The sequence below is a fragment of the Paraburkholderia elongata genome, assembly GCF_013177735.1.
Classification (GTDB): domain Bacteria; phylum Pseudomonadota; class Gammaproteobacteria; order Burkholderiales; family Burkholderiaceae; genus Paraburkholderia; species Paraburkholderia elongata.
The window spans coordinates 1-13,230 of the sequence record NZ_WOEZ01000064.1; the positions used below are offsets into that span (position 1 = coordinate 1).

Below are 13,230 nucleotides of genomic sequence, written 5' to 3' on the forward strand. Positions count from 1 at the left end.
ACGTTCATCTGCCGACCACTGACGGACGCGACCTGATCCTGTCTCGCTACACCCAGCCAGAACCAGAGCACCGCCTGCTGCTTGACCATTTGCGCCTGACCTTGCCCGCACAGCCACCGCCGAAAATTACGGCCCGGCCATCGCCAGTGGCCGCTACCAAAACGTACGCCCTGTAGTGAAGACTGTTGATATGCACGTCATTTAAAATCAATGACTTGGCATCAGCCGAGGCCGCGAATAGCGAAAGTTGGGCTAACCCGACCCAAAAACCATGATGCGCATTCATTCCTTACTTCGTACGGCCGTTGCTGCCGTGGTGGTGGCCGCACTGGCCGCTTGTGCGCCGGTCAAGACGGCGCAAAAACATGCCGACTACACTGCGTTCCGCGCTCAGGCGCCGCACTCGATCCTGGTGGTGCCGGTGGTCAACGAAAGCGTCGACGTGAGCGCGCCGGACTTCTTCCTGTCGACCATCTCGCGTCCGATCGCCGAGCGCGGCTACTACGTGTTCCCGGTCAATCTGACCAAGAAGGTCATGGCCGATGATGGCCTGTCCGACGCCAACATGGTTCACTCGAACGATCCGACCGCGCTCGGTAAGATGTTCGGTGCCGATGCGATCATGTACATCCGCATCAAGCATTGGGAATCGAAATACGTGGTGCTGAAAACCACTACGACGGTCGAGCTCGACTACTCGCTGAAGAGCGGCACCACCGGCGAGGAGTTGTGGAAGAACCATGAGGTGCTGAATTATTCGCCGCAGGTGAATTCGAGCGGCGGCTTGATCGGCGTGTTGATTTCGGCGGCGGTCGCTGCGGCAATCGAAAAGGCGAAGCCGGACTATATTCCGCTCGCCCGTCAGGCGAATTTTAACGCGGTGGGTGTGTACGGCACAGGTTTGCCGGCGGGACCGTACGACAAGGCTTATGGTTCAGATACAGCGGCATTCTGATGCGCTGACGTGAGGCGATAAAAAAGGGCGACCTGCGGGTCGCCCTTTTTTCATGCGTCGTTGTTCCGCGAATGCGCGCTATTTGCGCAACAGCCGCAAGCCGTTCGCCACCACCAGCAGGCTCGCGCCCACATCGGCGAATACGGCCATCCACATCGTGCCCAGGCCCATCAACGTCAGCACGAGAAAGACGGACTTGATGCTCAATGCCAGCGCGATGTTCTGCACCAGCACCGAATGCGTTGCCTTCGACAGGCGGATGAACTGCGGAATCTTGCGCAGATCGTCGTCCATCAAGGCGACGTCGGCGGTTTCGATCGCGGTGTCGGTGCCCATCGCGCCCATCGCAAAGCCGATGTCGGCGCGCGCCAATGCGGGGGCGTCGTTGATGCCGTCGCCGACCATGCCGACCGTCGTGCCTTCCTGCGACCACTGCGCTACCGCGTTCAGCTTGTCTTCGGGCAACTGATTGCCGCGTGCTTCGTCGATGCCGACTTGCTGCGCGATCGCGGCTGCCGTGTGCGGGTTGTCGCCGGTGAGCATGGCGGCACGCACGCCGAGGCGGTGCAAATCGGCGATGGCGGCGCGGCTCGTGTCCTTCACCGTATCGGCGACGGCGAACAAAGCGAGCACGCGTTCGGCATCCAGCAGCATCACGACGGTTTTGCCTTGCCCCTCGAGCGCGTCCAGCCGCGCTTCGAGCGACGCCGAGCAACGTCCGAGCTCTTCGACCAGCCGATGATTGCCGAGCCAATACGGCAAGCCGTCGATTTCGCCGCGCACGCCGCGGCCTGGCAGTGCCTCGAAGGCGTCGACTGTGAGGCTGGCGCTGGCGATGCCTTCGCTTTTCGCCGCTGCCGCGATCGCCATCGACACGGGATGATCCGAGCGACCCGCAAGGCTCGCCGCGAGTGTCCTGCTACGAACCACGTCGACGTCGGCGCGCATCTCAAACTCGGTTTGCACCGGCTTGCCGTGCGTGATCGTGCCGGTTTTGTCGAGCGCGAGCCAGCTCAGCTTGCGGCCCTGTTCAAGGTAGGCGCCGCCTTTGATCAGGATGCCCTTGCGCGCGGCAGCAGCGAGGCCGCTGACGATCGTCACCGGCGTCGAGATCACCAGCGCGCACGGACAAGCGATCACCAGCATCACCAGCGCCTTGTAGACCCATTCGTGCCACTGTCCGCCGAACAGCAGCGGCGGCAACACCGCCACGGCGAGTGCAGCAGCGAACACGATCGGCGTATAGACGCGCGCGAACTGGTCGACGAAACGCTGGGTCGGCGCTTTGCTGCCTTGTGCTTCTTCGACCGCGTGAATGATGCGCGCGAGCGTCGTGTTGCTGGCTGCGGCCGTGACGCGATAGTCGAACGACCCGGCCTTGTTGATCGTGCCGGCGAACACCGCATCGCCCACGGTCTTGTCGACCGGCAGGCTTTCGCCGGTGATCGGCGCCTGATCGACGCTCGAGCGGCCCGTGACGATTTCGCCGTCGAGCGCAATCCGCTCACCCGGCTTCACGCGCACCACTGCGCCGAGCGCGATCGACTTGAGGTCCGTGGGCAGCCAGCTGCCGTTGGCTTGCTGCACGCTGGCCTGTTCGGGCGTAAGTTGCATCAGCCCATGGATGGCATTGCGGGCGCGGTCGAGCGACTTCGCTTCGATCAGTTCGGCAATCGTGAAGAGCACCATCACCATCGCGGCTTCCGGCCACTGCTGGAGGATCAGCGCGCCGGTCACCGCAATGCTCATCAGCGCGTTGATGTTCAGGTTGCCGTTGCGGATCGCGAGCCAGCCCTTTCTGTAGGTCGTGAGGCCGCAGGAGGCGATCGCGAGGAGCGCCAGACCCGCAGCCAGCCAGACAGGGGCGCCAAGCCAACCGGCGGCCTCTGAGCCCACCGCAACGATGCCTGCGAGCGCTAGCGGCCACCACGGCTTGGGCGGCGCTTGAGGAGCGGCTGCTGCGTCTGGGTTCGCGTCTGCCAACTCAGGCGTGAAGTCGAGCGAACGGATCGCGGCGAGGATCGAGTCGAGGGCGTCCGGTGCGTGGACAACGGTCAACACGCGCTGCATCAGGTTGAAGTCCATGCTGCGCACGGACGGCATGCGGCTGAATTTCTTGCGGATCAGCGCTTCTTCGGTCGGACAGTCCATCTGCATGATGCGGATTGCGGTGCGCAGGTCGCTGCCGACGGCTTCGGATTGCGGGAGTTTGATCGGCGTGGGCGCGACATGCGCCGTTCCGCAACAGCCTGCCTCGGCATGGCGGTGGGCGTGCGCATGGCTATGGCCGTGCGCTTTGTGGTCATGGCCGCAGCTGTCGCCGTGAGCATGATCGGACTCGTGAGCGTGCGCTTTGGCCTCATGGTTGCAGCTTTCACCGTGCTCATGAGCGTGTTCGTGCTCCTGTTCCTGAGCGTGCGCTTCGTGGCTGTGGCCGCAGCTGTCGCCGTGTGCGTGAGCATGTTCATGATCCGGCCCCTGAGCACGCGCTTTGTGGTCGTGACCGCAGTTTTCGCCGTGCCCATGAACGTGAGCATTTTCATCGGCATGCGCGTGGGCATGCCCTTCGTGCCCGTGGGCAAAGGCTTTGGCTTGTTCCGGGCGGTCCGCTTCGGCGAGGTCGGCGTGAGGCATGGGTGGCTTCCTGGTTCGATTTGTGGTCTAGTAAACACCTTGAAGCCACTACAAGGTCAAGGCCGCAATCCGGGAGGGTCCATGAAAATTGGCGAACTGGCGAAAATCGCCCATTGCACGACCGAAACCATCCGTTTCTACGAAAAAGAGGGCCTGTTGCCCGAAGCGGAGCGCACCGAGGCCAATTACCGCAGCTATACGGCGAGGCACGTCGAACGCCTGCGCTTCATTCGCAATTGCCGTGCGCTCGATATGACCCACGACGAAATCCGCGCGTTGCTGCGTCTGACGGACGCACCGGCGGACGGCTGCGGCAGCATCAATGCCTTGATCGATGAGCACATTGCGCACGTCGACACGCGTATCGACGAATTGAAGCAACTGAAAGCACAACTGACCACGCTGCGCGAGCAATGCCACGGCGAACAGGCCGTTGAGGACTGCGGCATCGTCCAGGGCCTCAACGAGATGGACGTGAGCGCAACGCGGGTGCGGCATACGCATTTGGGTTGAAGGTCTCCGCCGGTACTGACGGCGCCGCCGACCATGGCAGTGACAGCATTCACGGCTGGGCCATTTATCCGGCCCGCCCAATAAACAATCGAATCCAGTTGGAGAATCAACGTGTTTACCTGTAGAAACCAGCCCTGTGGCGAGCAGTGGGAGATGTCGGACGTAGTCATCAAGAATGAAGGGCAGGGACTCCTGTTCCGTTGCCCGATGTGCGGCGCGCGCAATTACGTCGAACGTTTCGACGGGGAAGATGGCTCGGTACTGTACGAGCAGATCGAAGGCCGTCCCGCCACCGGCCCCATGGCCGAATAGTCCCTGGCCTTTAGCCTCTTCAGTCGATAGCGAGCCATCACCCTATGAACACTCCCACCCAAGCCGGCGCGCCGTTTAGCCAGCTACCGCTACCGCCCGCGACGCTCGCCAATCTGACGCAGCTCGGCTATGTTGAGATGACGCCGATTCAGGCCGCGAGCCTGCCGATCGCATTGGCAGGCAACGATCTGATCGCCCAGGCGAAAACCGGCAGCGGCAAGACCGCGGCGTTTTCGCTGGCGCTGCTCAACCGCCTCGACGTGCGCAACTTCGCCGTGCAGGCGATGGTGTTGTGCCCGACGCGCGAACTCGCCGATCAGGTCACGCAGGAAATCCGCCGTCTGGCGCGCGCCGAAGAAAACATCAAGGTGCTGACGCTGTGCGGCGGCACGCCGATGCGTCCGCAAACCGCCAGCCTCGAACACGGTGCGCACATCGTGGTCGGCACGCCGGGCCGGATCATGGATCACCTCGAGCGCGGCAGCCTGCCGTTGCAGTCGCTCAACACGCTGGTGCTCGACGAAGCCGACCGCATGCTCGACATGGGTTTCTTCGACGATATCGCGACCGTGGTGAAGCAATGTCCGAAAGAGCGGCAAACGCTGCTGTTTTCCGCGACGTACCCGGAAGGCATCGTCAAACTCAGCCAGCAATTCCTGCGTAATCCGAAAGAAGTGAAGCTCGCCGAGCGGCACGACAACACCAAGATTCGTCAGCGCTTCTATGAAGTAACCGAAGACCAGCGTCTGCATGCTGTCGGTCTGCTGCTGAACCACTATCGTCCGGTGAGCACGCTGGCGTTCTGCAACACCAAGCAGCAATGCCGCGATCTGCTCGACGTGCTGCGCGCGCAGGGTTTTCACGCGCTCGCGCTGCACGGCGAACTCGATCAGCGTGAACGCGATCAGGTGCTGATCCAGTTCGCGAATCGCAGCTGCTCGGTGCTGGTCGCCACCGACGTTGCCTCGCGCGGTCTAGACATCGCGGAGCTCGAAGCGGTGATCAACGTCGACGTGACGCCGGACCCGGAAGTGCACGTGCACCGCATCGGCCGAACGGGTCGCGCCGATCAGGAAGGCTGGGCGCTCAGTCTCGCCAGCATGAACGAGATGGGCCGCGTGGGCAGTCTCGAACAGGCGCAGAAGCGGGAAGTCGAGTGGCACAAGCTGGCCGATCTCAAGCCCGCGAGCAACGAGCGGTTGCTGCCGCCGATGGAAACGCTGCAAATTCTCGGCGGCCGCAAGGAAAAGATCCGTCCGGGCGATGTGCTCGGCGCACTGACCGGCGAAGCAGGTTTCGCCGGTTCGCAGATTGGCAAGATCAACGTGACCGAAATGTCGACCTATGTGGCCGTGGAGCGCAGCGTCGCGCGCGAGGCATTGCGCAAGCTCAGCGCCGGCAAGGTGAAGGGCAAGAAGGTCAAAGTCCGCATGATGGATGAGGCCTGATCGTCGGCTAATCGATTAACCAGTCGATTATTCGGCGGGTTACGGTCGACAACGGCTGCGATCGCGCGATCGCAGCCGTTCCACCCGCATCACATTACGTCATACCTCGGCTGTTTTACGCGCTCCCCGCGCGGCTATATTTCTCCCGCCAAACCCCCGATTTCATTGCTTTAGCCTGCCCCAGCGCGGCATTGCGCGAGCCATGACGTAAATGCATGCCGTGCATGACAAAGTTTCGATTGTGACCGTTCTTTGGCTGATGCCTAATTCATCAAACCGGATGAGACCGCCGCGCTGTAAGCGGTCCGCGAATCCGCTGCCGGATGGAGAAAGGGAGAAAGCCTTATGCAGAGCGCCATGCAAGCCCGCTCGAAACTGCCTGACGTAGGCACGACAATTTTTACCGTGATCGGCCAACTGGCCGCCCAACACGACGCGCTGAACCTGTCGCAAGGTGCGCCGAATTTCGCGCCCGACGCGAAACTGATCGACGGTGTCGCACAAGCCATGCGCGCCGGTCATAACCAGTACGCGCCGATGGCCGGCATCTTCGCCCTGCGCGAAGCGCTCGCCAACAAGGTCGAGACGCTGTATGGCGTGCGCTACGACCCGTCGAGTGAAGTCACCGTGATCGCCAGCGCCAGCGAAGGCCTGTATTCGACGATCAGCGCGTTGGTGCATCCTGGCGACGAAGTGATTTACTTCGAGCCATCATTCGATAGCTACGGCCCGATCGTTCGCCTGCAAGGCGCGACGCCGATCCCGATCAAACTGTCGCTCGCCGATTTCCGCGTGAACTGGGATGAGGTCGCCGCCGCGATCACGCCGAAGACGCGCATGATCATCATCAACACGCCGCACAACCCGACCGCGACCGTGTTCAGCGAGGCCGACATCGCGCGTCTGAAGGCCGTGACGCGCAACACGGATATCGTGATTCTTTCCGACGAAGTCTATGAACACGTGGTGTTCGACGGCGCCAAACATCAGAGCATGGCCTGCGACTCCGAACTTGCGGAGCGTAGCGTGATCGTGTCGTCGTTCGGCAAGTCGTATCACGTGACCGGTTGGCGCGTCGGCTATTGCCTCGCGCCTGCCGCGCTCATGGACGAGATTCGCAAAGTCCATCAGTTCATGGTGTTTTCTGCCGATACACCGATGCAGTACGCGTTTGTCGATGCGCTGGCCAATCGCGAAAGCTATCTCGGTCTGTCCGCGTTCTATCAGAAGAAGCGCGATCTGCTCGCCCATGCGTTGCGCGAGTCGCGCTTCGAATTGTTGCCGAGCGAAGGCAGCTTCTTCATGCTCGCGCGGTTTCGCGGTTTCTCCGAGGAAAGCGATAGCGATTTCGTGCTGCGCCTGATTCGCGATGCGCGTGTCGCGACGATCCCGTTGTCGGCGTTCTATACCGACAGCACGGATTCCGGTTTGATTCGCCTGAGCTTCTCGAAGGACGACGCGACCTTGATCGAAGGCGCGCGGCGTTTGTGCGAAATTTGATTGACCGGCTGCACGAAACAGCGGCATTTTGGCCGCAGTATGATCGTCGCGCGGTTGCTGTTACAACGAAACAAAGGGAAAGGGACCTGATATGAAGTTGCTCAAGCCGCTATGGGCGCTGACTTGCGCATTCGCAGCGATCGCCGCCTCGTCTGCCGCGATTGCCGCCGACACGTCGACGCTACGTTTCGGACTCGAGGCGCAGTATCCGCCGTTCGAATCGAAAGGGCCGAACGGTGACCTGCAAGGTCTCGACATCGACGTCGGCAATGCTGTCTGCGTCGCTGCGCATATGACGTGCAAATGGGTCGAGACCTCGTTCGACGGTTTGATTCCCGCGCTGCAGGGCCGCAAGTTCGACGCGATCAATTCGGCGATGAACGCCACCGAACAGCGCCGTCAGGCGATCGATTTCACGACCGTCGTGTATCGCGTGCCGACGCAACTGATCGCGAAGCGCGACAGCGGTTTGCTGCCGACGCCGGCATCGTTGAAGGGCAAACGCGTCGGCGTGTTGCAGGCGTCGATACAGGAAACCTTCGCGAAGACACATTGGGAACCGCTTGGCGTCACCGTCGTGCCGTATCAGGACCAGAACCAGGTGTATACCGATCTCGTGGCGGGCCGACTCGATGCGACGCTCGTTCTCGCGCCGGCTGGACAGACGGGTTTTCTGTCGAAGCCTAACGGCAAGGACTACGCGTTCGTCGGTCAGCCGGTGCGCGATGACAAGATCCTCGGCAGCGGCATCGCGTATGGGATTCGCAAGGGCGACACCGCGCTGCGTGATCAGCTGAACGCAGCGATTGCGAAGGTCCAGGCAGACGGTACGGTGAAGACGCTGGCGGCGAAGTATCTCGGCAATATCGACGTCTCGTCGAAGTAACTTATTGACCGTATTACTGCCCTTGCGCGGTGGGCGCCGCGTGACGATCGGCGCCGCGAAATTCGTTTTCGGCGTCGATCATGCGGCGCTTGAGCATCGGCACGTTGTTCACCACGCGCAAGCTGGTGCGCATGGCGCTCAACGCCATCCGTCCGACCACCGGCCGATGCAGCGCGCCGCGCGCATCGAACTGCTTGCGCGATTCCGCGACCGCGTGAAAGCCGTAGCGGCGCATCTCCTCCTCGTAACCCGCGACGGCGTCGTGACCCGACAGCTTGCCTTGTTGTGCATCGGCCAGACGCGCAGCAAGCAGCGCGGCATCGCGCAGTGCGGTGTTCGCACCGACGCCGCGGCCCGGCGTCATCAGATGCACCGCATCACCCAGGACCGTGACATTGGTGGTCGGCCATGCGTCGACGGGAACCGACGTGCGCACATCGACACTGAAAGCGGTGGACGGATCCGATGCGCGAATCAGGGCGCGTAGATTGGGATGCCAGCCATCGGTGATCTGCGTGGCGAGCGCGAGTAACGCGGCCTGTCCGAGCGGTTTGGGATCGGCCGGCAAGTTGCGCAATGCGCCCCAGACACCCCACATCAGATAGTCGCGCGTGTTGTCGTAGAGCAATCCCGGCCAGCGCGAGAGCAACTCGGCGTCGTTATTGCCGGTGCCTTCCTTCATTCCGTCGCCGTCCGCACGCCACGGAAATTCCATCACATGCACGATGCCGCCAAAGCCCTTCGGCGCGTTGATCAGCGTGATGCCGTCGAGCACCTTGGGCGGCAGCAACGCGCGTGACGTTTCGTCCATGGGCACCTTTGCACCGACGCTGACGATGCCGGTGTTTTCCAGCCGCGCGTGTGGCAGCAATTGGCGGCGCACCTTCGAGCGCGCGCCGTCAGCACCGATCAGCAGATCCGCGGTCGCGTGGGTGCCGTCCGCGAAATGCGCGGTGACGTTGCCGTCGGCATGCTGTTCATACGACGTGAAAGTCTTGTCGAAATGCACGTGCGCTTCGAGGCCCGTGAGCAGCACTTGCCTGAGTGTCATTCGGCTGACCGATTTGCCGCCGCTCATCGATTCGTCTTCGAGCGGCACCGTGAGCAATTCGGTCATTCGTTCGGTCAGGATGTTGAAGTGGCCGGGCGTGCGTGCGCAGGTCGCCAGAAACGTCGCATAAAGTTCTGGTGGAAGGCATGCTTTCAGCGACGCCAGCCCGTGCGGATTGATACCGACGCGATAGCCCTGCAAACCGCCCGCGCGCGTGCGGTCGCGTTCGTAGACATTCACATTGATGCCGGCGCGCTTCAATCCGTGCGCAAGACAGAGGCCACCCGTGCCGGCCCCGATCACGATCACCTCCATGGGTTCACGATTCATGACTTCGCCTCCTTCTTTGCGCCAGGTTGGGCCAGCCTGTACTTGTATTCGCCGGCCGGCAGCGTGAAACGTTGAGCAATTTCTTCGAGCCATGCCGGGCTCCAGGTCAGCGTGCCGGCTTTCAGATCGGTCACCACGCTGCGAACCCAGTCCAGCTCGACAACCAATTGCGCGCGCACCAGTTCGCCTTCGAGCAGGAAAAGCCGCGGCACTTGCATCCGGGTGGCGTGGGCAGTGGCGTCGTCGAGCCGGGTCAATTCCCGTTCGAGCGCGCCGATGCGGGTCTCGAGTTGGCGGCACACGTCGTCAGGCGAGAGCAGCGGCAGGAAGGAGAGCGCGGCCGGAAAGGCCGGGAAATCGCGGGCGGGTTGCGCGAGCTGCTCGCGCAACCACAGACGGCCGGTGTCGCGGCCGGCTTCGGTAATTTCATAGATCGTGCGTTCGGGGAACGCGCCGTCGCGTTCCGTTTCGCGGATGGCAATCAGGTCACCGCGCACCAGGCGATCGATCGTTTGGTACAGGCTGTTGCGCTGACCGACGTTGATGACCTCGTCCTTGCCGCGTGCCTTGATGAGCTGCTGCATTCGGTACGGATGCATCGGCATTTCAGTCAACATGGCGAGGACGGCGAGGGCGAGCGGAGAGTGGCGGACCATAGTTAGGGCGGCGGCGAGCTAGTCTTTGTTTAGCTAGTCATAATATAACTATAGATTTTCGAGGTTGGCAAGCACGGAATGTCGGGTTTTCTGTGGGCCTAATGTTTCCAGCGCTGGCACGCGGCGGATTGCCCCGTTACGATGTGATGCGACGCCGACGACGTCGTGCACAGGCGACGAAGCTGCGATGGGATGAAGCGCATGAATGTGATGCGCGCCGACGTGCGCAGGCGACCAAGCCGCGATGGGATAAAGCACATGACCGAGGACCACACGATGAGCGGGACGAGCGACTGGAGTGATTCAGCGGTTACAGCTGCGGCGCCGAAGTTCTGGCGCGATGAAGCGTTGCCGTTCATCGAGGCGCGTTCTATCGAAGATGGCCGCGAGGTCTGCTATGCCAAACACTCGCACGAGACGTTCTCGATCGGCGCCGTCACCGGCGGGCATAGCGTGTATGTAAATCGTCACGCGAGTGAATGGATCGGCGCCGGTGCGGTGGTGATGATGAATCCGGACGACGTGCACGCGTGTAACCCGGTTGCCGACGAGCGCTGGTCGTATTGGATGCTGCACGTCGATGTCGATTGGCTCAAGGTTTTACAACACGACCTAGGTTTCAGCGACAACCACGCGTTTCGCGCTTTCTCGCAGACCATGACGACGGACCCGGCGTTGTTCGACGGTTTGAACCGTCTATACGCGACCCTCATCGACGACGATCGCGAGCCGATGCGCAAGGAAAGCGCTGCGCTCACGTTTTTCTCGGAAGTACAACAGAAGCTGAATCCGGCACCCTTGCCCGCTTACGACGCGAGCGGCCAACTCGCGCGAGCCGCGGAATTCATCGCCGAAAACTGCACCCGTCCGCTGAAGCTGGAGGATGTCTGCAAGGCGGCTGAGCTGTCCGCGTCGCACTTGATCCGCGCGTTCAAGCAGCGTTATGGCATGACGCCGCACGCGTATCTGATCAATCGACGCATCCAGTACAGCCGCGCGCAACTCCGGCGCGGCTACCCGATAGCGGACGTCGCGCTCGATGCAGGCTTTTCCGATCAGGCGCATTTGCAGCGGACCTTCAAGCGGCTGGTCGCGGCGACGCCGGGGCAGTATCGCAGTTGACGCCGGCTTCACGCTATCAGCAGATACAACGCGCTTGCCGCGAGCAAAGCCGCCATCACACGATTGAATAACCTCACGCGCTTCGGCTCCTGCAAGTATCGACGCAGGAACGTGCCGGCATACGCCCAACTGGCAATCGACAGATAGCAAACCACGAAGTACACGACGGTGAATTGCCAGACGAGTTGCCCGTCGCCATCGGCCGCGTAGGCGCCCATGCCGGCTAATGAAGCGAGCCAGGCTTTCGGATTGAGCCATTGCATTGCCGCGCCGTAGGCGAATGATGGCCCTCGGGTGGGCTTGTCCGCGCCGAGCTTGCCGTCATCGACGGCGAGTTTGAAGGCCATGTAAAGCAGGAACCCCACGCCTGCCCATTTGACGATGTCGATCAGATTGGGGAAATGCGCGAGCAACGCATGCAGGCCCAGACCGATGAGCAACAGCAACAGCGTGAACCCGACGGTCGCGCCGGTCACATGCCGCATGCTGGCGGTGAATCCATGTTGTGCGCCGGCGCTGAGCGCGACGACATTGACCGGACCGGGAGAAATCGACGAGGCCAACGCAAACGCGGCCATGGAGAGTAAGACGGTCATCTGATGCCTCGATACGTGAGTGCGCAGGATTTGCGACGCTCAACGGTATCGGGCAGTGGGGCGGGGTGTATTGAAGGAAATTGCTTTCAGTGAAGCGTCGCCGCAGCGCCGCAGCATTTCTTGAATTTCTTGCCGCTGCCGCAAGGGCAGGGGTCGTTGCGGCCGACCTTCGGTTCGGTGCGTTGCATTGCCGCGGCGAGCTTTCGCTCATGGACGGCCTGACGGTGGGGAAGCCAGTAACGATAGATCGCGGCGACGCTGGCGGAAATCTGTTTGGTAAGGACTTCGCGCTGTTCTGCCGTGCCGATCAATTGCAACTCTTCCGGCGTAAGCCCCTCTGAGCCCATCAGGTGTAGCGGACGCAGCCAGTTCAGGCCCTGCTCGCTATCGAACAGCGGTTGCCAATCTGCCCGAACCACCGCGAGGCCCAGCATGAAGCCGAAAGCCCACGCTTCGCCGTCGATGTATTCGCGCTCATTGTCGTCAGTGCGGCTGAAGCCAAACACCGGTTCGAACCCATCCGGGTCATTTTCCAGGCTGGTAATGATGCCGTTCATGTTCCGCAAGATCAGTCCGAGAATGTGCTGCGCCTGTTCCATTGTTTCGAATGCAGGAGCGTCATCCTCGCTGGGGCCCCAGACGCCTGGCAGCCAGTAACTGGGCGGTACGGTAGTGGGCCCGATGGCCAACGCGGTCAGATAACCGTCCAAGCCCTCGATCGTCAGTGTCTCTTCCGACGTCTGATCGGAAATCAGAAACTCATCGAGTTCTTCGAACTCTTTTTCGGAGAGCGGGGCACCCAGATCGCCCGGGCTTAACTTTGACTTGGACATAGTGAGGCTCCGGCGCTTCAAATCGTGGGTCCCGATGGCATGTCGGGGGAATGCGGAGTCGGCTTGCTCACACGGTACCGGCGCCGCAAAGCAAAAAGCCCAGTCGCAAGGACCGGGCTTTTTGTTGAATACTTTGGTGGGGCGTGACAGATTCGAACTGTCGACCTACGGATTAAGAGTCCGCTGCTCTACCAGCTGAGCTAACGCCCCAAACAGAAGCGAAATTATGCAGTAACTTTCCGAGATTGCCAAGCCCCCGTTAGCAGATTTCTTAAAAAAATCTGGACTGGGCTGCCCGGCGCGTGCGCTGCCTGCCGTCACGCACCGGGAAGGCGCGCGGTTCACCGTCCCGGTATCATGTCGCGGATATCTGCCGCACGAACCGTCGCGCGGC

At 61.7% G+C, this 13,230-nt stretch carries 12 protein-coding genes and 1 tRNA gene; 7 read left to right on the forward strand and 6 right to left on the reverse strand.

The window, feature by feature from the left end:
- Positions 1 to 271: 271 nt before the first annotated feature.
- Complete coding sequence (locus GNZ13_RS13040; protein WP_172164587.1) at positions 272 to 955, forward strand: DUF799 domain-containing protein; 684 nt, start codon at positions 272 to 274, stop codon at positions 953 to 955.
- A gap of 78 nt (positions 956 to 1,033) precedes the next feature.
- Here the strand turns inward: GNZ13_RS13040 and GNZ13_RS13045 are convergent, their stop codons facing one another.
- Positions 1,034 to 3,589: a heavy metal translocating P-type ATPase gene (locus GNZ13_RS13045; protein WP_172164590.1), complete on the reverse strand. Its 2,556-nt coding sequence runs from the start codon at positions 3,587 to 3,589 to the stop codon at positions 1,034 to 1,036.
- Positions 3,590 to 3,670: 81 nt separating this feature from the next.
- On the opposite strand from GNZ13_RS13045, the gene cadR reads away from it, so the two are divergent.
- The 5 genes from cadR to GNZ13_RS13070 all read left to right on the forward strand — a co-directional run bounded on the left by cadR (position 3,671) and on the right by GNZ13_RS13070 (position 8,248).
- The gene (gene cadR, locus GNZ13_RS13050) at positions 3,671 to 4,102 is read left to right on the forward strand and encodes a Cd(II)/Pb(II)-responsive transcriptional regulator (RefSeq protein WP_172164593.1); all 432 of its coding nucleotides are present in this window, start codon (positions 3,671 to 3,673) and stop codon (positions 4,100 to 4,102) included.
- 111 nt (positions 4,103 to 4,213) lie between these two features.
- Complete coding sequence (locus tag GNZ13_RS13055; protein ID WP_028197690.1) at positions 4,214 to 4,414, forward strand: hypothetical protein; 201 nt, start codon at positions 4,214 to 4,216, stop codon at positions 4,412 to 4,414.
- 44 nt (positions 4,415 to 4,458) lie between these two features.
- Positions 4,459 to 5,862 carry an ATP-dependent RNA helicase DbpA gene (gene dbpA / locus GNZ13_RS13060; protein ID WP_172164596.1) on the forward strand — a complete coding sequence of 468 codons (1,404 nt, stop codon included), beginning with the start codon at positions 4,459 to 4,461 and terminating at the stop codon, positions 5,860 to 5,862.
- Between the two features lie 345 nt (positions 5,863 to 6,207).
- Complete coding sequence (locus tag GNZ13_RS13065; protein ID WP_172164599.1) at positions 6,208 to 7,362, forward strand: pyridoxal phosphate-dependent aminotransferase; 1,155 nt, start codon at positions 6,208 to 6,210, stop codon at positions 7,360 to 7,362.
- A 91-nt stretch (positions 7,363 to 7,453) separates the two neighbouring features.
- The gene (locus tag GNZ13_RS13070) at positions 7,454 to 8,248 is read left to right on the forward strand and encodes an ABC transporter substrate-binding protein (protein ID WP_172164602.1); all 795 of its coding nucleotides are present in this window, start codon (positions 7,454 to 7,456) and stop codon (positions 8,246 to 8,248) included.
- Between the two features lie 13 nt (positions 8,249 to 8,261).
- Here GNZ13_RS13070 and GNZ13_RS13075 read toward each other — a convergent pair whose 3' ends face one another.
- Positions 8,262 to 9,629, reverse strand: coding sequence for an FAD-dependent oxidoreductase (locus GNZ13_RS13075; RefSeq protein ID WP_172164605.1), 1,368 nt, complete (start codon positions 9,627 to 9,629; stop codon positions 8,262 to 8,264).
- Entirely contained in the window at positions 9,626 to 10,285 is a 660-nt protein-coding gene (locus GNZ13_RS13080) for a PadR family transcriptional regulator (protein WP_172164608.1), read from the reverse strand. Before GNZ13_RS13080 ends, GNZ13_RS13075 begins: the two co-directional genes overlap by 4 nt.
- Positions 10,286 to 10,561: 276 nt before the next feature.
- On the opposite strand from GNZ13_RS13080, the gene GNZ13_RS13085 reads away from it, so the two are divergent.
- The gene (locus GNZ13_RS13085; RefSeq protein ID WP_407945628.1) at positions 10,562 to 11,407 is read left to right on the forward strand and encodes a helix-turn-helix transcriptional regulator; all 846 of its coding nucleotides are present in this window, start codon (positions 10,562 to 10,564) and stop codon (positions 11,405 to 11,407) included.
- 8 nt (positions 11,408 to 11,415) lie between these two features.
- Here the strand turns inward: GNZ13_RS13085 and GNZ13_RS13090 are convergent, their stop codons facing one another.
- The 3 genes from GNZ13_RS13090 to GNZ13_RS13100 form a co-directional block, all read right to left on the reverse strand.
- Positions 11,416 to 12,003, reverse strand: coding sequence for a LysE family translocator (locus GNZ13_RS13090; RefSeq protein WP_172164614.1), 588 nt, complete (start codon positions 12,001 to 12,003; stop codon positions 11,416 to 11,418).
- 86 nt (positions 12,004 to 12,089) lie between these two features.
- The gene (locus GNZ13_RS13095; RefSeq protein ID WP_236001980.1) at positions 12,090 to 12,836 is read right to left on the reverse strand and encodes a UPF0149 family protein; all 747 of its coding nucleotides are present in this window, start codon (positions 12,834 to 12,836) and stop codon (positions 12,090 to 12,092) included.
- Positions 12,837 to 12,970: 134 nt separating this feature from the next.
- Positions 12,971 to 13,046, reverse strand: a tRNA-Lys gene (locus tag GNZ13_RS13100).
- Between the last annotated feature and the right edge of the window lie 184 nt (positions 13,047 to 13,230).

Excerpts from the sequence above, each read along its gene's own strand:
- GNZ13_RS13040 (WP_172164587.1), top strand. The coding sequence starts at position 272 with ATGATGCGCATTCATTCCTTACTTCGTACGGCCGTTGCTGCCGTGGTG.
- GNZ13_RS13045 (WP_172164590.1), bottom strand. The coding sequence starts at position 3,589 with ATGCCTCACGCCGACCTCGCCGAAGCGGACCGCCCGGAACAAGCCAAA.
- cadR (WP_172164593.1), top strand. The coding sequence starts at position 3,671 with ATGAAAATTGGCGAACTGGCGAAAATCGCCCATTGCACGACCGAAACC.
- dbpA (WP_172164596.1), top strand. The coding sequence starts at position 4,459 with ATGAACACTCCCACCCAAGCCGGCGCGCCGTTTAGCCAGCTACCGCTA.
- GNZ13_RS13065 (WP_172164599.1), top strand. The coding sequence starts at position 6,208 with ATGCAGAGCGCCATGCAAGCCCGCTCGAAACTGCCTGACGTAGGCACG.
- GNZ13_RS13070 (WP_172164602.1), top strand. The coding sequence starts at position 7,454 with ATGAAGTTGCTCAAGCCGCTATGGGCGCTGACTTGCGCATTCGCAGCG.
- GNZ13_RS13075 (WP_172164605.1), bottom strand. The coding sequence starts at position 9,629 with ATGAATCGTGAACCCATGGAGGTGATCGTGATCGGGGCCGGCACGGGT.
- GNZ13_RS13080 (WP_172164608.1), bottom strand. The coding sequence starts at position 10,285 with ATGGTCCGCCACTCTCCGCTCGCCCTCGCCGTCCTCGCCATGTTGACT.
- GNZ13_RS13085 (WP_407945628.1), top strand. The coding sequence starts at position 10,562 with ATGAGCGGGACGAGCGACTGGAGTGATTCAGCGGTTACAGCTGCGGCG.
- GNZ13_RS13090 (WP_172164614.1), bottom strand. The coding sequence starts at position 12,003 with ATGACCGTCTTACTCTCCATGGCCGCGTTTGCGTTGGCCTCGTCGATT.
- GNZ13_RS13095 (WP_236001980.1), bottom strand. The coding sequence starts at position 12,836 with ATGTCCAAGTCAAAGTTAAGCCCGGGCGATCTGGGTGCCCCGCTCTCC.